Here is a 20,898-nt window from a genome sequence, read left to right on the forward strand (position 1 = left end):
GCGGGCGGCGTCGGTGGAGGTGCCGACGTCGTCGGCGGGGTCGAGGTGGTGCCGCAGCTCGCCGAACAGATCGGCGCGGCGGGGGTCGAACCAGGCCAGCGCCGAGGTGAGGGGCGTGAGCGAGGCATCGGTCAGAACACCGTCCTCACCGATGCCGGCAGCGCAGAGCGCTGCGATGGCGTAGCGCTCCCCACAGGCCTCGACGGCCATCTCTTCGAGGCACTCGAAGAGCCGTGCCGCGTCGATCGAGGGATCGTCGACGGACCTCGGGGTGGCGCGGCGTATGCGGGTGACGACGTGGCCGGCCGAGTCGAGCGCCACCACTTTGACGTTCGTGCTGCCGATGTCGATACCGAGTACGGCATCCGCCCGTTGCGGCGAGGTTCCCACGCGCTTGTCATCTCCTTCGATCGACGCGGCGGCTCATGTCCCTGCGGCGCGGATCAGTCGTCGAAGCTGACGCTGCGGGTGAGGGCGGCGACCTCGGACAGGAGCTTCTCGGCGACGTCGATCTCGCGCTGCCATATGTTGCGTCCGACGATGACACCACGTGCACCGGCGCGGATGGTCTGGGCGATGGCGTCGACGGTCTCGGAAGGCTCTCCGGCGAGCGGGCCGCCGGCGATCACGAGGGGCACCTTGAGTTCTTCGACGAGGCGGCGGGTGCGCTCCTCCCCGGGGAAGGCGATCTTGATGATGTGGGCGCCGAGGTCATAGGCGATGCGCGCGATCTTCTCCTCTTCGACGATGACCTCTTCCGTGCGCGGGGCACCGATGAGGACGGGTTCGAGGATCAGCGGGATGTCCCAGGCGTCGCAGGCGGTGACTACGTCGCCGACGCGCTTGCACAGGGCGGCCTGCTCGACGCGGGAGACGTTCCAGGGGAAGAGCATCTTGACGGCGTCCACGCCCATGCGGACAGCCTCCTCGACGGTGGTGATGAGGCCGTGGGAGCCGCCGCCGTCGTTCTGGGCGTAGTCGTAGAAGGTGTCGATGGTCAGTACGCGCGTCAGGTGCGGGTTGCGGGCGAAGAAGGCTTCGGTCTGCTTGACCTGGCCAGGGGTCATCATGAAGCCGGTGACGTCCTTGTCGCCCCACGTGGCGAAAGGCGCGGAAGGGGTCTCCAGGCCCTCGATGCGGTTGAAGATCAGCCCGTGGTCGACGGGCATGATGATGGCGACCCGGTCGCTGGGGAGCGTGCGGCGCATCCGGTATTCCATGGACATGGCTGTCTTGTCCCTCTCGTCGTGAGCGCGTGATCCGCTGGTCGGGCGGGGTGCGGTCTCGCCTACCACTAAGTTGTACGTACAGTCTGGACTGTCCGAACAGTAGGCTCTAGCGTGAGACCGGTCAAGACCCGAGCAAAGGAGCACGGCGCCATGCACCGGCACATCGTGAATCGCCCCGAGCACGCCGCAGAGGAAGCTCTCGAAGGGCTCGCTCTGACACATCCACAGCTGCTCGCCTACGACCGCGCGGCGGGCATCGTCACCCGGGCACAGCGGGCCAGGGAGAAGGTCGGACTGGTCTCCGGCGGGGGCTCGGGCCACGAGCCGCTGCACGCCGGCTTCGTGGGCGCCGGCATGCTCGATGTCGCGGTGCCGGGCGCTCTGTTCGCCAGCCCGACGGCGTTGCAGGTCCATACGGGCACGGTCGCCGCGGACTCCGGGCGCGGAGTCGTGCAGATCGTGAAGAACTACACCGGCGATGTCCTCAACTTCCAGATCGCCGGCGAACTCGCCCAGGACGATTCGGTCAAGACCGAGGTCGTACTCGTCGACGACGACCTCGCCACGGATGCGGAGGACGACGGGCCCGGCAGGCGCGGGACCGCCGCCGTACTCGCCGTGGAGAAGATCTGCGGCGCCGCCGCGGAAGCGGGGGCCGACCTGGTCGAAGTGGCCGACCTCGGCCGACGGGTCGCACGGGGCGCCCGCACCCTCAGCCTCGCACTGACCGCGGGCACTCATCCCGGCGCCGATGAACCCGCCTTCGTCCTGCCCGACGGCGAGGTCGAACTCGGCGTGGGGATTCACGGCGAACGCGGCAGGCGCCGTATCCCGTTCGCGGACGCAGACACCCTCATCGCCCAGCTCGTCGACCCCGTCGTCGCCGCCCTCGGGCTCCGGCGGGGCTCGGCGGTGATCGCCATCATCAACGGTCTCGGCGGGACATCCCCGTTGGACCTGTCCGTGGCGGCCCGCACCGTCCACCATCACCTCGGCGATCTGGGCGTCACGATCGAGCGTTCCCTGGCCGGCTCCTACGTGACGTCCCTGGACATGCACGGGATATCGGTGACCCTGCTGCCCGCCGACGCCGACCTGCTTCCCCTGTGGGACGCCCCCGTGCGGACCCCCGCCCTGACCTGGTGACAAGACAAGGACGCACCATGACCGACACATCCGTGGACATCACGCTGGCCGACGGCTTCGGCAACCGTTGGACCGAGATCCTGATGAGCACCTTCCTCCAGGGCCGCGCCGAGGACCTCGGCCGACTCGACCGACTGACCGGCGACGGCGACTTCGGCAACAACATCGCCTCCGCCCTCCGGCGGGCCCAGCAGAGCATCGACGCGGAGGAGCCGCAGGACTACCGCGGCTGGCTGACCGCCGTCTCCCGCGGCTTCCTCGGCACCGGCGGCACCAGCGGCCCGCTGTTCGGCATGTTCTTCCGCGACCTCGCCCACTGCTCCGACGACGGCGAGCCCACCCTCGGCGAACTCTCCAATGGGCTGACCGCCGCCGTGGCCACGGTGCAGCGTTACGGCAAGGCCGAGGTCGGCCACAAGACCATGATCGACGCGCTCGTGCCCGCCGCCCGGACTCTGGAATCGCTCCTGCCCGGCACTGATCCGCTCCAGGCACTCGATCGCACCGCGCAGGCAGCCGTCGAGGGTGCGCGCAGCACAGCCGACCTGGTCGCCAAGCGGGGCCGCGCCAGCTATGTCGGGGAGGTGGCCCGCGGGGTGCTTGATCCCGGGGCGGCCGCGGCCGCCATCGTGCTCCAGGCGGCGGCCGCCGCGCAGTCCACCGCCGGCCCGGTCCCGGACACCGGCTGGATCAACGCCTGACGCACCGTGTACAGCGGGGGTGCGGCCGTACGTGGCCCCACCCCCACTGTCTTCTATCGCTCCGGCGGGTCACATTGACTGGATGGTCCGGACAGTACAGACGGCGCATTACGATGAAGAACCCCGGCATTGCCGTCACTGCCGGGGTCAGCGGAGGGAGCGCACCGTGACGCTATCGGGGGCCATCGACCGGCAGTCCTCGACGCCCTACTACCAGCAGCTCGTCGAAGCACTGGAGCACCGGCTCACCGGTGGTGAGATCCCGCAGGGCGAGAGGCTTCCGAGCGAGAACGAGCTGGGCAAGGAGTTCGGGCTGTCGAGGGCGACGGTCCGCCAGGCGTTGCAGGTTCTGGAGTCCCAGGGTCTGGTGACGCGGGTGACCAACCGGGGCGTCTTCGCCACCCAGCCGCCTGCCGAGGACGAGGGCTGGACCATCCAGCAGCCCCAGGGCTTCCTGGAGAACGCCCTCAGCCACCAGAACACCTCCGTGACCACCCAGGTGCTGCGCCACGGGCCGACCATCCTGCCCGCGTTCGCGTGCCAGCAGCTGAAGGTGCCGGAGAACACTGCCGGCTACGAACTGGTCCGGCTGCGCACCCTCAACGGTGTGCCCGCGCTGTACAGCATCAACTACAGCCCGCCGGACCTGGTTCCCGCGATCGCCGCAGCCCATGACGTGCTCGACGGCCAGGCCTCCCTCAGCCAGGCGCTCGCGGCCGCCGGATACAGCCTCGGTGGCGCCCACCGTTCGGTACGGGCCGTGGCGCCGTCCCCCGAGATCGCCGCCGCCCTGGACATCAAGCCGACCACGCCCACCCTGCACATCCGCTCCACCTCGTGGACTCCGACAGGGCAGCACTTCGACGTCTACGACACCTGGGTCCGCAGCGACATCGTTCCCCTGGAAGTCAACGTGGACGCCACCGGCAGCTCCTGAACCCCGGCACCGGCGACGCGATCCGGCAGAGGGCGGCCACCGTGCACCCGCACGGTGGCCGCCGCTCTTCCCTGGCCGGGGTCCGTGTCACGCGCTGGCCCGTTCGGCCGCCGGGGCGGTGACCTGCGCCAAGGGGAGACCTTCCACCACCGCCTGCTGCGATTCCTCGGGAATCCGCAGCCAGCGCACCGCGATCCCGGCCAGCACGTACAGGCAGGCGAAGACGACCGTCACCCCGCCCGGGCCGATCAGGCCCAGGAACACCGTCACGATCAGCGGCCCGACAAAGGTGGCGGCACCGGCTCCGAGGTTGAGCACCGCGATGGCGTTGCCCTTCTGCCCGGGGGCCATCAGCGACATCAGCACCGAGATCGGCGTGAAACCGGCCAGGGTGATGCCGTACAGCGCCGCGCACAGCACAGCCACCCAGTACCGGTCACTGAGGTGGGCGGGCAGGAAGTACAGGCACAGGGAGCTGACCGCGGAGGCGACGCAGCCGAACCAGCGCAGGGTGCGGTGCCAGCCCAGACGGTCGCTGAGCACTCCGAAGAAGAGATTGGCGAAGATGTTCGCCGCGCCCAGGACGAACACCAATTGCAGCCACCCCGAGGTGCCGAAGTGCAGGTCGTCGGCGAACACCGTGGGCAAGAAGACGAGGAACCCGAACTGCGGTGCGGTGTTGACGATCCGCACCAGGCACCCGATCGCGATGCGCGGCTGGGAGAAGAGGATGGCGAAGCTGTTGGCGATGCTGCGCCCCGCGGACACCTCCGGCGCCGCAAGACGCTCGCCGCCCGTCGCGTGACGGATTCCGGTCAGCGCGGTGATGCCGCCCGTGACGACCAGCACGAGGGAGATCCACAGGGTCGCGTATTCGCCGATCAGCGGTTCGCTGCCGCTGGCCAGGAGTGAGCCGAGGGTCGGCAGGCCGCCGGTGAAGGCGAAGTAGAACCACCCCACGGCCGAGCCGAGCCGGTGCGCGGGACTGCCGGCCAGCACCCACACCAGGAAGCCGTAGGCGAAGAAGGGATAGCCGAAACCGCGCAGGCCGTAGGCCAGCAGCATCAGGGGATAGTTCTCGGTGGGCAGGGCGACGGCCAGGAAGACGACCTCCAGGCTGCCCCAGACGGCAAGGCCCAGCCACATGACCCGGCGCGGCCCCCACACATCCGACAGGGCCCCCGAAAGCCAGGACCCGGCCGTGACCACCGCGCCGTAGACGGTGATGGCGACCGCGGCCCTGGTCTCCGAGCCAGCGCCGTGGTCGGCCAGGTAGGGGGAGATGTAGCCGGACTCGACCCCGTCGCCGATCATGAACAACAGCAGACCGACGAACCCCCACACCAACGGACGTGGCAGGCCGAGCCGGTCGATCAGGCCCTGCTCACTGCGGGCCGGCGAAACAGATGCGGACATGAGCGTCTTCAATCGTCTCGACAAGCGTGTGGCATCACCGCTGCGGAAGGACGTGAACCTTGCGGGCGGCGTCGGACCGGGCAGCCTCAAGGGCAGCGGCGTAGTCCTCAAGGCCGAAGGTATGGGTGACCATGCCCTCCGACAGGCGCGGAAGGTCCATTACCGCAGCGACCGCGTCGGGGTAGGCGGTCGCCAGCGACTGCGAGCCCACCAGGGACAGTTCACGGTCGAACAGGTCGTAGGGGAACAGGTCGATCGACGCCTCGGGGCTGACCACGCCCATCTGTAGCAGCGTCCCGCGCTTGGCCAGCCGCTCCAGCGCGTCCGACACGGCCGAAGGATGACCGCTCGCCTCGATGACCAGGTCGACGTCATGACCGGCGGCCCGCTCACCCGGTGCGTGCACCGCATCGGCACCGAACTCCGCGGCCGCGTCGCGGCGTACCGCGCTCGGCTCGATGACACCGATGGACTGGGCCCCCTGGGCCTTGGCGTAGGCCACGGCCAGCAAGCCGATCGAGCCGGCCCCGTACACCAGCACTCGCAGACCCTTGAACGGGCGGATACGCGAGGCAGCATGCAGAACGCAGGCCAGCGGCTCGATCAGAGCTCCTGTGGCGAAGTCCAGCCCTTCTGGCAGTCGGTACACCACCTTGTTCGGCACGCGCACCAACTCGGCACAGGCCCCGTCGATGGTCACCCCGATCGCGATCAGCTCCGAGCACAGGTTCGTCGCCCCGGCCTGGCACTGTTCGCACACTCCGCACGCGACGTTCGGGTCCACACACACGCGGTCTCCGGCAGCGAATCGTTCGACGCCGAGGCCGACGGACACCACCGTGCCGGCGAACTCGTGACCGGGCACGACCGGGAAGCGGCCGGTCGGGTAGTCCCCTTCGGCAAGATGGAGGTCCGTGCCGCAGATGCCGACCGCGGCGGGAGCGATCACGACCTCGCCGGGGCCGGGTTCAGGATCAGGCAGCTCTCGGATCTCAGTGGATCCCCGTCCATCCAGGATTACCGCACGCATCGTCGCGTCCTCTCACCGGCTCGCGCTGAGCAAAGAACCCAGCCACACAGGCCGCCGATGGTGTCCCTGCACCGGCGAACACCCAGCACGGTAGGCGGTCCCACCCATCCTGTCCATACGTTACGTACTGTACGTACAATAATTTGCCCAACCTGTCCGTGCTGAGGCGGGCGTCGTGGACCATGTCCAGATCTTCAAGGGCCGGGTCGCAGCCCACCCGCATGGGCACGGTCGATGCGGGCCGCGTCGGGCCGAAGGGCGAGGCATCGGGTATCCCGAGGGCGGTGCGCCGACAAGTGGCGATTGGGCCCGGCGCGAGCGTGTCCGTCGGGGGCCGAGGTGATGCCCCGCTCGACCGATGCCGAAGGGCCGGCGCCACACCGCGCGCCGGCCCATGAACGTGTTTCACGTACTCCCTGGCGGGAGCCCGGCCGTTGAGGCGTGCCGGTGTCTAGGAGGACACCAGCACCAGGGACCACAGCTGAGAGGTGGCGCCGGTGTACGCCTGCTGGACGATCTGCGCGCCGTCGGTGGTGGCTGCTCCGGAAACGGTGAGGGCGAGACCCGAATTGCGGTTCACCAGCTTGTAGTTGGAGCCGACGGCGACCACCTGCCACTGCTGGTCGTTGCCGCTGTTCTGCACCCACTGCACGGCGCTCGCGCCGCTGGCCGTGCTGGCCGCCAGGATGCCGAGGGCTCGGCCGCTGTTCTTGTCGAGCAGCGTGCTGTATCCGCTGCCGACATCCGTGACGTGCCACAACTGGTCGGCCGACCCGTTGTCGGTCCACTGCACGACGTTCTGCCCGTCGTGCAGGTCCGCGGCGTACACGCCAAGGGCTTTACCGCTGTTGGCGTTGACGAGCTTGTAGTACGCGCCGGTGGAGTTCCCGAAGTCGATGTCCGCGTAGGAGATGGTGGTCGTCCCGCCGACGATCTCGACTCGGCCCGTGTTGGGGATGTAGGCGAGGCTGCGGCTGTAGGAGGACGCCATCGTCGTGTGCTGCTGCGTCCACGCGCCGGTGCTGCTTCCGCTGGCGTTCGTCCAGACGTCCCCGCTGCCCGCGGCGTTGAAGAGGATCCGCCCGTTCGGCATGCGCATGAGTACCGGGCTTCCTCCACGGGACAGGGCACTGGAGCCCGATGTCACCGAGAGCGAGGTGACGCCGGTACCCGCGGTACCGCCCACCGAGTAGAAGTGCAGCGGATCGCTGGCGATCTTGTAGCGGACGTTGTCACCGCCACCCCAGTATTCGTAGGTCATCATCCACTTGCCGTCGCTGGTCTGGACGACATTGGTCATGCCGGGGCGGCCGCCGCCGATCTCGCTGTAACCGGACGAATTGGTGACCGTCGTCCCGGAGACATCGACAACCGGGCTGCTCCACGACGAGCTGACGCCGTCCCAGGTCCGGTGCGCAAGGATCTGTGTGGAGGGATCCGGAGTCGTGGCGTTGTTCGGGTCGAGCGTCGGGACGCCTGTCGACGAGTCGTAGCCGGTGTAGTCGTTCTCGTCGGAGTAGTAGGCGACGAGCTGGTTGTTGTAGACCATCAGGTACGGCTCCCAGACGGGGTCGTTCTGGTGGTTGGTGTTCTCGGTGGCCGGGTAGTTCGCGCCGTTGGACCAGCTGCCCGTCGTGATGACGTTGACGACATTCCACGTCGCGCCCGAGTCGGTGCTCGAGTAGAGCGCGATCGCCGTGTTGCTGCGGTCGCCGTCGTGCGTCGGCGTGTAGCTGGAGTTGGCTGCCTTCTGGTCGAGGTAGTTGTAGTCGTCGCCCGAGACGACGGTGGCCAACAGCAGTGTGCCGGATGCGAGATTTCCGACTGCCTGGGGCAGCACGTACAGATACGGGTTGGTCCAGTTACTGACGTACGCGGAATAGGCGGGGTTCGACGACGCGTACGCCGGTGCCTTGACGTCTGCCAGTTGCTGCCAGGTCGTGCCGTTGTCGTCGCTCTTGTACACCGGCATTGTCTGGCCGTCGGCCGAACCCGAGGCGGCTACCGTCGACTTCTCGAATGCCGCGACGATCCTTCCGCTCGGCAGCACGGCCGTTTTCGGGTACAGCGCGCAGTTGTTGGTTGCCTTCGTGCAGGATGCGTTGCTCGGGAGCTGGTAGAGGGTGGCGGGATTCGGCGTGGACGCTTGCGCAGGCGTCACGAAGGTCCACAGCGCCGCGGCTATAGCCAGAACAACGATCAAAGCTTTACGCGGATGTCTTGTGCTTTTCATCTTTCCTCCCGAAAAGATAGACAAGATCGGATCTTGGAGTCCGGAGCGAGCCGGGATCCATATGCCGGCGGCCGGTGGTTCCTCTCCGGCTTGGCGGCGCCAAAGCGGAGGTGGGTTTGTCTTCCCCCAGGCATTTGGAGCGGCCCGTTCATGCCGTGGCAAGGGGAAGCCAAGCGTTCGAGTCGCTGACTGAGCCTGCGGATCGGCGCAGTTGAGTCGGGCTCTCGGGTATCAGTTTTCCTGGTTGCGAGTGGGCGAATTCACGGCTTATGGCGTACGCATGCGTCCACCGCTGCTGTATTCACTCGTCGCGCCCGATTCCGCCGAGGGCACGCAGTGCGTGAAATCCGAAGGGAGTCGAGCGACCTGTCCGCGACAGCTGTTCGCAGAGGAAGGCGGGGTTTCGCTTCCCTCAACCGTTGACAGTGACAGGGAAATTGCTGATGTCACGTCTCTGTCGGTGCTTTCGCGGACGACGCGGACCGGATGGGTGGCGGTCCGTTCAAAAGAGGCGGGCAGCCTGCCGTTCCGGCTGCGGTTGTAACGCAGTTCCGATGCCTTCGTACCATCGCGAACAAGGCAACCCCTTCACCTCCTCTGAACTCCCCGACGGGGAGCGGGGATGGGCCAATTATTCGGGCGTGGGGCATCCGTGTCACCAACGCGTTTCGAAAGTGTTTCGCAGAGGGGTGGTTCACTGTGTATTGACGTGTCGGCGCACCCGTCGCCATCCAGGCGGTTTCAAAGTCCCGGTGATCACGTGATGTGCAGGTCGCGAAGGTAGGTCGATGGGTGGTCGGCCCGGTCCGTAGGCAACGAAGCTCCGGTGATGCCGGTGACCGATCAAGCCGCCTGTATCGCCCGGGGCTTCGATGTGCCGTCAGTTCGTCGGCATCTGTCTGGTCAAGTTGTCCACCCAGCAGCATCGGTTGATCAGGCCGCCGAGCCTGCGGCTGCAGACGCCGGCCAACTCGCGGCATCGAAGCGCCCCGTGGGATGCGCTCGCTCGGCTCGGAGCCCTCGCCCCGACGGTCTTCGATGCGCGGATCGCACCGAGCGCGGCGACCACCCGCCGGGTGCTGAATACCGCTTGTCCCGCTGGTTTGGCAGACCTGCTCGGATCGATCCGACCAGGGCCGAAGCCCTCATGGTGGACGGCAAGAATGCCGGGGGCTCGCACCGCGGCGAGATCTCGGCCGCCCATCTGCTGGCAGGGGGCACCGGCGTCGACCTCACCGTCACCCCGCTGCGGGTGCAGGACAAGCGAATGAAATCACCTGCTTCGACGAGTTGGATTGATCTGGAAGGGCTGTGGGAGATCGCGAAGCAGTTGATCCCTGCGCAGCGGGCGCAGCCGCAGGGTGAGGGAAGGCGCACCTGATGAGCCGCTGTTTGAGGCCATCGTCTATCTCTGGTCTGCGGCTGGCGCTCGGCTTCGGTATATCGAAGTCGACGGCTCGCCGCCGGTTCCAGATCTGGTCCCGGGCCGGTGTCTGGGGCCGCCCGCACGACGCCGTGCTGCACCGGCTCGACGACGCTGGCTTCGTCGACATCACCCGCGTCTCCGCCCCGCCCTCGCGTCACTTCTTCACCTGACGCTTTCCGCTCCGAAGCCCACTCGTGGCGTCCCTGGCCTTCGACCCACGTGCGAACCACTCCGCGGCTTCCAGCCTCAGCTATTCACGGACGCCCGCTTCTTCGGCGTCAGCCCGCCACCCTGCGCGTACCTCATGCCCCGGCCTCCCGAAAGGGTTTCGAAGCGCCAGAAGCGCACCCGCCACCGTGAGTTCACGTTCAGTACACACACCCCTGCCAGGGTGCGGTGAATCTGCTTGAACTTGCAAGCAGTCCTTTGCCTCCCCCTCATCGCGTACAACCGGCACGCCGCTGCCGGTCTGGGCACCAGGAGTGAGCCACCACATGCACCCCCCGTTCAAGTCGTCCTCCAAGGCGAACAAGGCCCCCGCCCGCACAAGCGCCCCGATCAAGCGCATCGCCACCGTCGGCGCGCTGGCCCTCGCCTCGACGCTGTCCTTCGTCTCGCCCGCAAGCGCAGCGACCGACATCAGAGGCACCGAATCGTGGAGCACGGACAAGCTGTTGATGAGCCTGTGCACCGGCTCGACCAGCAAGACGTACTGGTGGATCAACGTCAACACCGGCCAGGTGTCGAAGGACACCACGAACGGCCTTCCGGCCAAGAGCCTCCAATCGGGTCTTGAGCGCTTCGAGGGCTCCTGCTACTACCCGCAGTCGTCGAGCTGGACGTGGACCGGCTCGGAGACGGGGGTTACCGAACCCCTGGTGAACTGCGCCTATGGCTCGGGACTCAGCCAGACCGTCCAGGCGAACGGAAGCACCACGAGCACCACGACCAACAGTGTCTCCGGGTCGATCGGCATCGACTGGACCATCCTGGAGAAGGTCCTCTCGGTCCAGGCCGGCGCCAGCTACGAGCACAGCTGGTCGTACGCGAAGCAGTCGGGCTGGTCCGTGTCGACCACCCTCACCGTGAACCCACGCCGGACGGGTTGGCTGGTGCTGCGCCCGGAGATGCGCACGGTGCGCAGCAACCCGGTCTTCCACGTCGACAAGTACTCGTGGGGCAAGTCGGGCGGTGGTCAGGAGAACACCACCACCTGGCGTGGCCGCAGCTACAACGAGATCAGCTCGCGTGGCGCCTACTACGACGCCAAGGCCAACGTGCTCAACTCCCAGGGCAAGCCGTCCGGCAAGTACGTGGCCTACGACCGAGCGGTGAACAGCTCGGACTGCCGAAACTGATTCCGGCACGGGAGGATCTGCCGGGAAGCCGGCGGCGCCACCGCGGGAGAGCAGCGCGCCCCGTCACCTTCAAGGGGGTGGCGGGGCGCGCCGTCGTAGGCGCATCGGGCAAGGGCGCCGCACAGAGGTGGGGTGCGCGCGTTGACCTGTCCACCGCTTCGGTTCAGGCGAACCCCGGGACTGCGAGCGGAAAGTGTGACTGTGCGGTCCCGGCTCTTCCTCGACACGGGTGATGCTGGTGTCGGCGACGGCTGGACCCCGACCTAATTGTCGAAATTCGTACTGCCGAGGTCGGCGGGCCGTCGGCCTGACACTTCGCCGGGAGCCACTCGGCGCTGCCCCGAGCCTTGTAGCGGTCGATCTTGTGTGTTTCTGGCTGTGTTCGGACTGGCCGAGCAACGGTGGTAGGCCGCCTCGAACTCTTAGGGCTGGAGGTAGACGAGAGCAGAGTGCAGGCGCTCGGTGTTGTACCAGCCCACGCACTGCCCGGTGGCGCGTTCGGACCTGGTCGGCGTCTCGCCAGGGGTTTTGGCGTTCGATCAGCTCGGCCTTGAAGGTGCCGTTGAGCGCCTCGGTCATTGCGTTGTCGTACGAGTCCGCGACGGAGCCCATCGATGCGGCGGCGCTGACGTCTTCCAGTCCGTTCTCGCGCATCAGCCGCGGTGACTCCCTCGCGCCGCAGTTGGCGATGAATCCTGCGGGTGCCGTAGGTCGCGCGGGCGGCAGCGTGGGCGGCGTCCGTGCATGTCTTGGGTGGCGGCTGCCTCCCAGGCTCGAGTTCTGGTCCTCCTCTGTCACCGCCACCTGCCTGTCCAAGATCGTGTTCGACATAGGCAGGTGCGCGTTGACCTACGAATCGTGGCATTGGGCAGGGAGCGTGCTGGGGGAACCGACGGAATGCGCTGGTCAGGCATTACACCGACTTCCCGAAGATTATTTCCCACGGTCATCAAGATCTTTTCCCACAGCCCAGGAAGGCGCGTAGAGCGCGGGCAGTCCTCGTCACAGATCCGCGAGCCGGTGAAACAGGCGAGCTGGCGTGCAGCTGAAAAACACGAACTCCCGCATGTTGCTCAACCGCCCGCCAAATGAGCAACAGCCTCCACTACAGGCCGGACGGTGTGGTCCCACAAGGCGTGGACCCTCCGTGACCGCTGCGGCGTCTGGCCAAGCTCGACGATGATGTAGTCACGGACTGCGGACTTGCTGAGACCTGCCGTCCTCTTCATGTCCAGGATGCTTCGCAGGCTGGGACCACCCTCCTCTTGGAGGCCCTCAATGATCTCCAGGTCCTCGACATCGACGACCTCCAGGGGCCGAACATCATCCCCTTCGAGAAGACCCTGAGCTTTCACCCGCTCCCGCAGAACGGTCAGCGTCACGGGGTTGACCGGAAATCCTTCGGCCATCACCAACAGTGGAAAATAGACCTTCTTGATTGCCGTAGGGGTATCCGTTAGTCGGGCTTCTCCCTCCCTGAGAGATTGGATGGTTGCATCGATCTGCTCGACTTCCCCGACAAGCTTGTCGAGATCTTCGATCTGCGCCTGCTCGGAAATAGCCTTGACCGACTCGCGTTTTAGAGTCGTAGTGGTGATTTCAACCACAACCCAGGCATCACCGTAGTCAATCGCGACATCAGCGATTCTCCGCCCTTTTTGACGGAAAGCTGCCTGCAGTTGTGGATCGTCGTAGACGCGTCGAGCCGCACCGCCGTCGGCAATACTGTGCAGGATCTCCGTGACGTAAATCTCCTCCACGTGTCGCAAACACTGATCCGCCGTCGCGACGAGCTTTCGATGCCCGGGAGGTTTCGAATCAGGGGGAGGGAATTTGATGTCAAAGAATGGCAACCAACCAAAAATTCTCTTGACAAGAAGTTCTTGGTCGAGCACAAGCAGGCTGTCATCATGGAGGCGAATTACTGGCCACCGACCGAAAGCATCAAAAGACCACTCTGATCGCTCTTCCTCTCGCTCGGCCCCAATCACCTCCCGAAATCCCGGGATGTCGCACACAATCAGCTTCAACACTCCTTCTAGGTGAGATTCCTCCCATCCAAGAGTGGCAAGATAACTCGGTGCCACATGCGGACCTCCATTGAAAGCAGCGGCCCACAAGACCGACCCAACTACGGTGAGATCTGCGAGGGAAACGCCAGTTGCCGTCTGATACGCGCCTGCGAGATCACAGATCCCCGGTTCCCCCTCCCTCTCCGCTGGAATTTGATACCAACAGCGAGTAAAACGTGCCATCAGCTTCGCCGAGTCGTTGGAACTGTTGAAGTATTGATTTGCGATGAGCTCACGACCCAGTGGTCCTGGAGCGTCACCGATTACCGTTCCTTTACCGTCTTCTGGGCACTGGCCAAGGTACTGAGTCAAGGTGATGAGCGCGGCCACTATATTTCCTGGCCGAACCCCCGGGAGCAATACATCACCACTGTAGACAAGAGAGAGTTTCGCAAGCAGGAAGAGCGCCTGCGGAACGATCAGTCCTCGTTCGGGATTCCTTAGAAGATTTAGAGCTCTGGCCTTAGTGTCCCCGTTGAACCATTGCTCGACGTATCGGCGGTCAACCTCACGCCGCGAGGCACCAGGCATCCGCACCTCATTCAAGACCTGTGACACGAACAGAAGAACGTCAGCGACCGGGATTCTCTGGAGTTGCGAGATGACGTAGCCGGGCGGCGGACAGAATCCGAAGACTTCTTCCGCAGTCAGGTAGGCGAGGCACAGGTCCAGGGGGTGAGGTGTCGTCAGATTTTGGGGAACGATGATCCCGCTCGCTCTTTGCTTCCAGAGAGGAACGATGGCAGGGATAGTGGACCCCTCCAGAGTAAGTTGCCCATCCCGAAAAGTGGCCACATATGCATCCCGCAGCTCGGCAGGTTCTCGACCAGCGACCTGGGAGAACAACCTTTCCATTTGAATGCGAAATTCTTTGCCCGTGTCCATTTTCCCTCTGTGAGTACTTTCATTCTTGGACAGGATCGCGGACTTCAGTCCACCAAGGTCCATTCCCGCAAAATTATCCGACTCGGGTCTGAGAAAAACCATGATCATCGGTACCGAGCGAGCAGGTCGTCCAGGGCTCGCTGGAGTCGTACTGGCCACCGGCGTACAGCGCGGCGACGTTCGCTACGTGCTTGTTCGGCAGCGTGGTGGCGGCCGGTGACGATCACGGGTGTGTGGTCACCGAGGGCTCGAAGATGGCCGTCGTAGGGGCACCCCGAGGTGCAGCCTTCCAGTCGGCGGTCGATGGTGCCGGTCGTCAGGTGGTATAGCTGGGCACCCGTATCGGCGATACCGCCCGGTGCGGTGGTCATGGTGAGGAACTGGTTGAGCTGCGCGGCAGCGGCGTTCGCCGAGAAGATGAAGATGTTCTCCTTCCGGCGCAGCGGGTGGTCGGCCGCCAGACCCTTGATGTAGACGGGGTCGTCGAGCAGCCCGTCGCGCTCTGCAGCGACATGGGCGGGGTCGTACTGGCCGATGCATTCCATGCAGGCACGACCGGGTGCGGCGACGTGGGCACGCCATTCGGCGCCGTTCATGTGACCGCCGCGAGTATCGACCGCGATGCCGCCGTCCACGACGGGGATGAGGTGGGCGTAGGCGAGGAAGTTGAGGGCGGCGCGGGGCCAAGGCCGGTCTACACAGGAGAAAAGCACGTCGCAGTCCATGGCGGAGGCGAAGCCGTCCGGCTCCACCACGCTCGTCTCGTACGACGTGACCCGGACTTCGGTGGCGGTGGCGGACCGGCGTGCCGCGCGTGCAGCGATGCCCGTCTTGGCCCGGAGGAGGCGCACGTCACGGGGAGTGGCGTGCAGAAGGCGGTCGAGGTTGACGTCCTCGACGGTGTCGAAGTCGAACAAGCTCAGATGCTGGATGCCGGTACGGGCCAGCGCCTCGACGACGAGCATGCCGACCGAGCCGGTGCCGACGACTCCGACGTGGAGCCGTGCCAGATCGTTCTGGGCGTCCTGCCCCCACGCGGAGACGGTACGCGTCTGCCGGTTCGTGGCCCCGGGCACGGGGATGAGGCGGTCGTTGAAGGTCACCTCGAAGCGGCCGCCGACGACACGGACGTTTTCCGCCTCGGTGGGGATGTAGGTGCGCGGCGCGTACTGCTGCCAGACGCGGGCGCCGTATCCGGCGTCCCCGCCGGCGAAGGTCAGGCCGACCAGTGGGAGGCCTGTGATGACCAGGGTCTGGGCGGCAAAGGATTCCTCGGCCGTGTGATCGATGTCGTTCAGGCGCTGCCAGCGGCGGCCGCGGGGGTGGGCGTGAATGAACCCGAGTCCGCAGCCGCGCTCGGTGGCGATGCCGACGGCGCGCAGGAAGAAGGCGCTGGTGAAGTTCACGGTGCCGTGCACAATCCGCTCGCCGTCCTCGGGCAGGACAAGGTCCACGATCAGAGCCGTGGTACGGCGGGAGCCGGTGCTCGGCCGCCACAAGACGAAAGTGCAGTCCTCCTGACCGTCCGCGCGGCGCAGATGTTCCGTGAGGCGCAGCGCGATCTCGGAGGTCATGGCGACCGAGAAGCGGGTGATCATGCCGGGGGCTCCAGTTGCGAGAACAGGGTGCGCAGGTGTCGCAGGTAGCCCCGCACGGTCCGGTCGGCCGCCCAGTTCACGGCCGGGCGGCTCCAGTACTCCCATGCCTCTCCCTCTCTTTCGAGCGGGGAGGCATGTACGGCGCCCTGCGGGTGCCCCAGACGCGGGCTGACGTGTGGCCCGGGCGGCGGGGACAACGGCCAGTCCGACACCATGGCCAGGCCGATCCGTACGATCTCTCCGGCGCGCGGACCGACCTCGATCGTGTAGTCGAAAACGGCGAACTCACCCCGCTGGTGGACGGTGTAACCGGCTGCGGCCAGGCCTGCGAGCATGCCCGCAGGCCCGGCTTCCGGCAGGGTCGTGGTCACGAGGTCTGGGTCGGACCGGTCGACACCGACACGAACGTCTCGCGCTCGTGCACGGTGATCTCCTTGTCGCCCTCGCCGTTGAACGGCTCCTGGTGGCGGCCGTTGATACGGACCAGGTAGTGCGTGGCCGGGTCGATGCCGGCCAGGCGGAGGATCTCGTTCGGGGTGGTACGGGTGGCCACACCCGCGACCGGCTCACCGTCCACGGTGACCGTCACCGTCTTGTGTGCGGAGTCCTTGTGCTGCGTGTCCGTCGTCATGACGGCCACCTCCTTCCCGGCCCGCAGGACGGGCCGGTTCGATGGCAGAGGGCTGCTGCCCTGCTCGGAACTACTTCTTCTTCTTGGCCTTCGCGGAGGCCTGCTCGTTCACGGTTGTGGCCGGGTTGCGGCGCACCGTGGACTGCTTCACGAAGCGGCCCGTGATTGCGCTGCGGCCACGCTTGCCGACGCCGGAACTACCGGAGGTGCTGCCCTTCGACGCCATGTGACGCCTCCTTAGCGGGATCGACATCCCATTGACCTGCGGGAGCGCATTACAAGATCCATAAAAGAATGCACCCATCAGGTTAAGTAAATCTTTCTTGATCCAGAGAGTAGCATGGACCCGGTAGGTATACGCAAGTGGATTCTGGGGCTGCTGGTGGACATCGCCTTCGACGACACAGAGCTGGCCCGCGTCTGCAACAGCGACGCGGCGCGCAGGGCGCGTTTCGGGGCGGAGGCCGCCGCCACGCTGCACAGACGTCTCGGCCAGATGGCTGCCGCCGCTCATCTGGCCGACCTTCGCCGTCTCGCGGCTGCCCGCCTACGCCCCGGTCCGCCCGGCGACCGCTTCGCCAGGCTGATCTCCATCGGGGCTCACGGCGACCTCCTCGTGCACCCCCGCGACGCGCTGCCCGCGCTGGACCGTGACGGCATGCTGGACGAGCACTCCGTACGAGCCCTGATAATCACCGCGATCACCATCAGCCGCTGATCATCCCGCCGCCCCTCAGCCTCGCCGACCACAGAGAGGCCCTCGTGACTTCGCCGCCCACGCCGTACGTCGCCTACGACCCCGACTCCGCCAGACCACCCGGCGAAACCCTCAAGGAACAGCTCGACGCTCTTGGCATCCCGCAGGCCGACCTGGCCCGGCGCACCGGCCTGTCGACCAAGCACATCAACCAGATCGTCCAGGGCATCGCGGTCCTCACTCCGGAAACCGCACTCTTGCTTGAGCGCACCACGGACATCCCGGCCTCCATGTGGAACCAGTTGGAGGCCGCCTGGCGCACCCACATCACTCGCGACCAAGAACTCCAGCAGTTGGGCAAGCGCGTCGACTGGCTGAACAACTTCTCAATGTCCGAACTCGTCAAGCGCAAGATCCTGCCGAACAAGGACAAGACCGCGGAGAACCTCCAGCGCCTGCTGGCATTCTTCGGCGTCGCCGACCCCGAAGTCGCCGAAGATCTATGGCGCGGCTACCGCACCGCGTTCCGCCGCTCCACCGTCCTGGAAGTAAACGACTACGCCACCGTGATCTGGCTGCGCCAGGCAGAACTACAGGCCCGCGACCTGCCCTGCGAACCGTTCGATCGCGCGGTACTCACCGCTCTCCTGCCGCGCCTGCGCGCACTCACCCTCGAAAAGCCGGAGACCTGGCCTCGACAGATCTCGCACCTGTGCGCCCAGGCCGGCGTGGCCGTCGTATTCATCCCCGCCCCGCCCCACTCGCACGTATCCGGTGTCACCCGCTGGCTCACACCCGACAAGGTCGGGGTTGCCCTCAGCGACAGGTTCAAGAAGGACGACCACTTCTGGTTCACCGTTTTCCACGAGATCGGCCACATCCTTCTGCACGGAAAACGGCTGACCTTCCTGGACAACACCGACCGCGAGGACGAGCGGACCCCGGAAGGCGACCGCAGTGAAGAAGAAGCTGACGCCTTCGCAGCAGAGACGCTGATCCCGCCTGAGCACAGCGCTGCCTACCGCCGCCTCGCCAGCAGACCCATGCCCTTCACCAAGATCGAGGCCTTCGCCCGGCAGGCGGGCCTTGCTCCCGGCATCGTCGTGGGACGTCTCCAACACGACGGAGCCCTCGACTGGACCCATGGCAACAAGTACAAGCGCACCATCCAGCTCATCCCCGCTTACAACGGGGTCTCGTGACGATGCCCTCGCCTCCGTCGACCGGTGCAGCTGCTGACCCACGGGGTCGGACGTGGCGGCAGCTGGTCTCGGTCCCATAGCGGCTGACAAACTCACTTGCCCCGCAGCGGTCGGCGATGACGGCAGGTCGGCCGTGTGTGACGCGAGCCGTAGCCCATGAGGAGGTCGCCGACTTGCCCCTTACCGAAGCGTGTCGAGGAAGAGCGGCTGCACCACGACGTGACGCGGGCCTTCGGGCTTGGGTGAACCGGACTACTACCGTCCTGCAGGGCGGACCGGATCCCTCATTCCGACCGATCCGAGAAGTCCGTGTCGGTCGAGTGGGGCCGCTGCCTCGGCGGCCTGACGAGACCGGTCTCGTAGGCGAACACGACGGCCTGGACGCGGGCGCGGGCGCCGATCTTGGTGAGGATGCTGCTGATGTGGCTCTTGACCGTGGTCGGGGCTATGGAGAGCCGCTCGGCGATCTCCCTGCTGCTCCAGCCGGAGGCGAGAGCGGCGAGCACCTCGCATTCGCGCTCGCTGAGATGGGACAGCCTGTGTCTGCGTTCGGTGAGGTCGGCCCGGCTCTGCTCGCGGACAGCCTCGACGAGTGCCCGGGTGAGGTGCGGAGACAGGACGGCACCCCCGAGCGCGATGACGTGGAGCGCCGCTGTCAATTCGTGTGGGAGGGCGTTCTTGAGGAGAACCCCGTCGGCACCGGCGCGCAGGGCGGCGCAGGCGGACTCGTCGGCGTCGAAGGGGCTGAGTATCAGCACCCGCGGGGGGAGCCTGCCTGAACCGTCGGCGTCAGGTGCCATCGAATCCTCGTCGGGCCGGGTGATGCGATGTATCGCCTGAATGTGCTTCTCGTCCGGCCGACCCATGTCCATGAGGACGACGTCGGGCCGGAGCGTGTCGGCGAGTCGGACTGCCTCGGCGCAGGCGGTCGCCTCGCCCGCGATCGTGAGGTCGGGCTGGGCTTCCAGGAACATCCGCAGGCCGAGGCGTTGCAGAGCCTGGTCGTTGACGATGAGAACGGTGGTCATGCGGGTGCTCTCCCGGCGGACCGGGCCCTGGAGGCGTTCGGCCGGCGATGGTCGGGGCGGGGACGGTGGGGGGCGCGGACCCGGCCACGGATCCCGGGATTTTTCGGATCGTGGCCGGGCCCTTCACCCGCACCGGACGCCTGTCCCCACGGACGGCCGATGCGGACCGGAGGCGCGTTCCGCTTGAATACGCGCGACCGGAGTTGCGGGGCGCAAGAAGCAGGGCAGGGGTGGCCCGCCTGATGGTCTCGTTGCTCTCGGACTGTTGCCGTCCTCAGCTCTTGACGGTGCTCAGGACTGCGGTGGCCATGCCCTGTTCGCCCCGTTCGTTGGGGTGGACCATGGCGGCGGGACTGCTGGGCTTGAGGGGTTCGATCCATCGAGTGGCCGCCGGGGAGCAAGCGTCGTGGCCGGCGGACGGGGTGAAGGTGTCGACGTACGTGGCCCCCGCGGCTCGCGCGCGTTCGCCGAGCATGGTGTTGAGTTCCTGCTGTTTCTGGCGCAGGAACGTGACGTCGCCGGGAGCGATGGGCAGGCCGCGACCGCAGCGTGTGCCCTTGGCGGGCAGGATCGACGGGTAGCCGACGACGTAGACCCGGGCCTGAGGCGCACGGCGTTGGATCTCGTTCAGTGCCTGGGCGAGGTGGTCACCCGCGGTGCGTATTTTCTGGGCCACCTTGTCGGTGCCGCCGGAGGTGTACTTCTCCTCGCAGGGTGCCTTGTCGGTGATGTCAGTGATGCGCTCGGCCAGTTTGAAGAGCGTTCCGGTGCCGACGCACTTGGTGATCATTGAGCTGAAGCCGATGTCGTTGCCGCCGATGCCGAGCGTGACCAACCGCGTGTCGGTGGTCAGTGCGGAGAGCTGTGCGGGGTTGGTGCCGTTGCCGGTGGACTGAGGGGTGGTGAGGTCGGAGATGGTGGCGCCACTGCAGCTGACGTCACGGAAGTCGGCCGCCTTGAGGCCGAGTTCCTTGGCGACCAGGGCCGGGTAGTTGCGGCCGGAGCGGTCGCAGCCGGCCGGAGTGGCGGTCTGAGGAGGGATCTTGGGGCCCGAGGTGTACGAGTCGCCGAGTGCGACGTACGGCCCTTTGGATATCTCCTTGTTGTTGCTCTGGGTGTTCTGGGTGCTCTTGTTGCTGCTGTCGGAGCTCTGTCCGATGCTGACGGCGGTGACCAGTACCCCGCAGGCAAGGGCCATGCCCATGCCGGTTCGTGCCAACGGTCCCATTGCTGTGTCCTGTTCTTCGTTGTGGATGCTGGGTTGCGGGGACGTGTCGGTACACATGGAGCGGTGTCGGTGTGGCCCTTG

18 protein-coding genes and 1 pseudogene are annotated in these 20,898 nt (G+C 66.4%); 7 read left to right on the forward strand and 12 right to left on the reverse strand.

Annotation, left to right across the window (positions count from 1 at the left end; genetic code table 11):
* Positions 1–390 (reverse strand): FGGY family carbohydrate kinase (locus tag R6V09_RS11630; protein ID WP_317881302.1); only part of this gene is annotated, 390 nt, incomplete at its 3' end.
* Positions 391–443: 53 nt separating this feature from the next.
* Positions 444–1,226 carry a class I fructose-bisphosphate aldolase gene (locus R6V09_RS11635; protein WP_317881303.1) on the reverse strand — a complete coding sequence of 261 codons (783 nt, stop codon included), beginning with the start codon at positions 1,224–1,226 and terminating at the stop codon, positions 444–446.
* 153 nt (positions 1,227–1,379) lie between these two features.
* Here R6V09_RS11635 and R6V09_RS11640 point away from each other — a divergent pair, with 153 nt between their 5' ends.
* From R6V09_RS11640 to R6V09_RS11650, 3 genes are all read left to right on the forward strand, one after another.
* Positions 1,380–2,375: a dihydroxyacetone kinase subunit DhaK gene (locus R6V09_RS11640; RefSeq protein ID WP_317881304.1), complete on the forward strand. Its 996-nt coding sequence runs from the start codon at positions 1,380–1,382 to the stop codon at positions 2,373–2,375.
* Positions 2,376–2,392: 17 nt separating this feature from the next.
* A complete protein-coding gene (locus R6V09_RS11645; RefSeq protein ID WP_317881305.1) occupies positions 2,393–3,076 on the forward strand; it encodes a DAK2 domain-containing protein in 684 nt (227 codons plus the stop codon).
* A gap of 166 nt (positions 3,077–3,242) precedes the next feature.
* Positions 3,243–4,013, forward strand: coding sequence for a GntR family transcriptional regulator (locus tag R6V09_RS11650; protein WP_317881306.1), 771 nt, complete (start codon positions 3,243–3,245; stop codon positions 4,011–4,013).
* 87 nt (positions 4,014–4,100) lie between these two features.
* On the opposite strand, the gene R6V09_RS11655 is transcribed toward R6V09_RS11650, so the two are convergent.
* From R6V09_RS11655 to R6V09_RS11665, 3 genes are all read right to left on the reverse strand, one after another.
* Entirely contained in the window at positions 4,101–5,429 is a 1,329-nt protein-coding gene (locus R6V09_RS11655) for an MFS transporter (RefSeq protein ID WP_317881307.1), read from the reverse strand.
* A 34-nt stretch (positions 5,430–5,463) separates the two neighbouring features.
* Complete coding sequence (locus R6V09_RS11660) at positions 5,464–6,459, reverse strand: alcohol dehydrogenase catalytic domain-containing protein (RefSeq protein ID WP_442810027.1); 996 nt, start codon at positions 6,457–6,459, stop codon at positions 5,464–5,466.
* 451 nt (positions 6,460–6,910) lie between these two features.
* Positions 6,911–8,620, reverse strand: a complete 1,710-nt coding sequence (locus R6V09_RS11665) for an RICIN domain-containing protein (RefSeq protein ID WP_317881309.1) — start codon at positions 8,618–8,620, stop codon at positions 6,911–6,913.
* A gap of 1,339 nt (positions 8,621–9,959) precedes the next feature.
* Between R6V09_RS11665 and R6V09_RS11670 the strand changes: the two are divergent.
* Positions 9,960–10,255 (forward strand): annotated as a pseudogene (locus tag R6V09_RS11670) (transposase); the annotation flags it as partial.
* A 357-nt stretch (positions 10,256–10,612) separates the two neighbouring features.
* Positions 10,613–11,476, forward strand: a complete 864-nt coding sequence (locus R6V09_RS11675) for a hypothetical protein (RefSeq protein ID WP_317881310.1) — start codon at positions 10,613–10,615, stop codon at positions 11,474–11,476.
* A 1,073-nt stretch (positions 11,477–12,549) separates the two neighbouring features.
* Here R6V09_RS11675 and R6V09_RS11680 read toward each other — a convergent pair.
* From R6V09_RS11680 to R6V09_RS11700, 5 genes are all read right to left on the reverse strand, one after another.
* Entirely contained in the window at positions 12,550–14,433 is a 1,884-nt protein-coding gene (locus R6V09_RS11680) for a hypothetical protein (protein WP_317881311.1), read from the reverse strand.
* Between the two features lie 104 nt (positions 14,434–14,537).
* Positions 14,538–16,031, reverse strand: coding sequence for a ThiF family adenylyltransferase (locus tag R6V09_RS11685; protein WP_317881312.1), 1,494 nt, complete (start codon positions 16,029–16,031; stop codon positions 14,538–14,540).
* Entirely contained in the window at positions 16,028–16,402 is a 375-nt protein-coding gene (locus R6V09_RS11690) for a hypothetical protein (RefSeq protein ID WP_317881313.1), read from the reverse strand. Before R6V09_RS11690 ends, R6V09_RS11685 begins: the two co-directional genes overlap by 4 nt.
* On the reverse strand, positions 16,399–16,662 hold the full coding sequence (locus tag R6V09_RS11695; RefSeq protein ID WP_317881314.1) for a hypothetical protein: 264 nt from the start codon (positions 16,660–16,662) through the stop codon (positions 16,399–16,401). The genes R6V09_RS11690 and R6V09_RS11695 overlap by 4 nt, the downstream gene beginning before the upstream one ends.
* Before the next feature lie 70 nt (positions 16,663–16,732).
* Complete coding sequence (locus R6V09_RS11700; RefSeq protein WP_317881315.1) at positions 16,733–16,888, reverse strand: hypothetical protein; 156 nt, start codon at positions 16,886–16,888, stop codon at positions 16,733–16,735.
* 114 nt (positions 16,889–17,002) lie between these two features.
* Between R6V09_RS11700 and R6V09_RS11705 the strand changes: the two genes are divergently transcribed.
* Entirely contained in the window at positions 17,003–17,380 is a 378-nt protein-coding gene (locus R6V09_RS11705; RefSeq protein WP_317881316.1) for a hypothetical protein, read from the forward strand.
* Between the two features lie 44 nt (positions 17,381–17,424).
* Entirely contained in the window at positions 17,425–18,561 is a 1,137-nt protein-coding gene (locus R6V09_RS11710; protein ID WP_317881317.1) for an ImmA/IrrE family metallo-endopeptidase, read from the forward strand.
* Between the two features lie 284 nt (positions 18,562–18,845).
* On the opposite strand, the gene R6V09_RS11715 is transcribed toward R6V09_RS11710, so the two are convergent.
* Both R6V09_RS11715 and R6V09_RS11720 read right to left on the reverse strand, forming a co-directional pair.
* Positions 18,846–19,589, reverse strand: coding sequence for a response regulator transcription factor (locus tag R6V09_RS11715; protein ID WP_317881318.1), 744 nt, complete (start codon positions 19,587–19,589; stop codon positions 18,846–18,848).
* A 274-nt stretch (positions 19,590–19,863) separates the two neighbouring features.
* Positions 19,864–20,817 carry an SGNH/GDSL hydrolase family protein gene (locus tag R6V09_RS11720; RefSeq protein ID WP_317881319.1) on the reverse strand — a complete coding sequence of 318 codons (954 nt, stop codon included), beginning with the start codon at positions 20,815–20,817 and terminating at the stop codon, positions 19,864–19,866.
* Positions 20,818–20,898: the final 81 nt, after the last annotated feature.

It is taken from the genome of Streptomyces sp. W16, assembly GCF_033194735.1.
Lineage (GTDB): Bacteria > Actinomycetota > Actinomycetes > Streptomycetales > Streptomycetaceae > Streptomyces.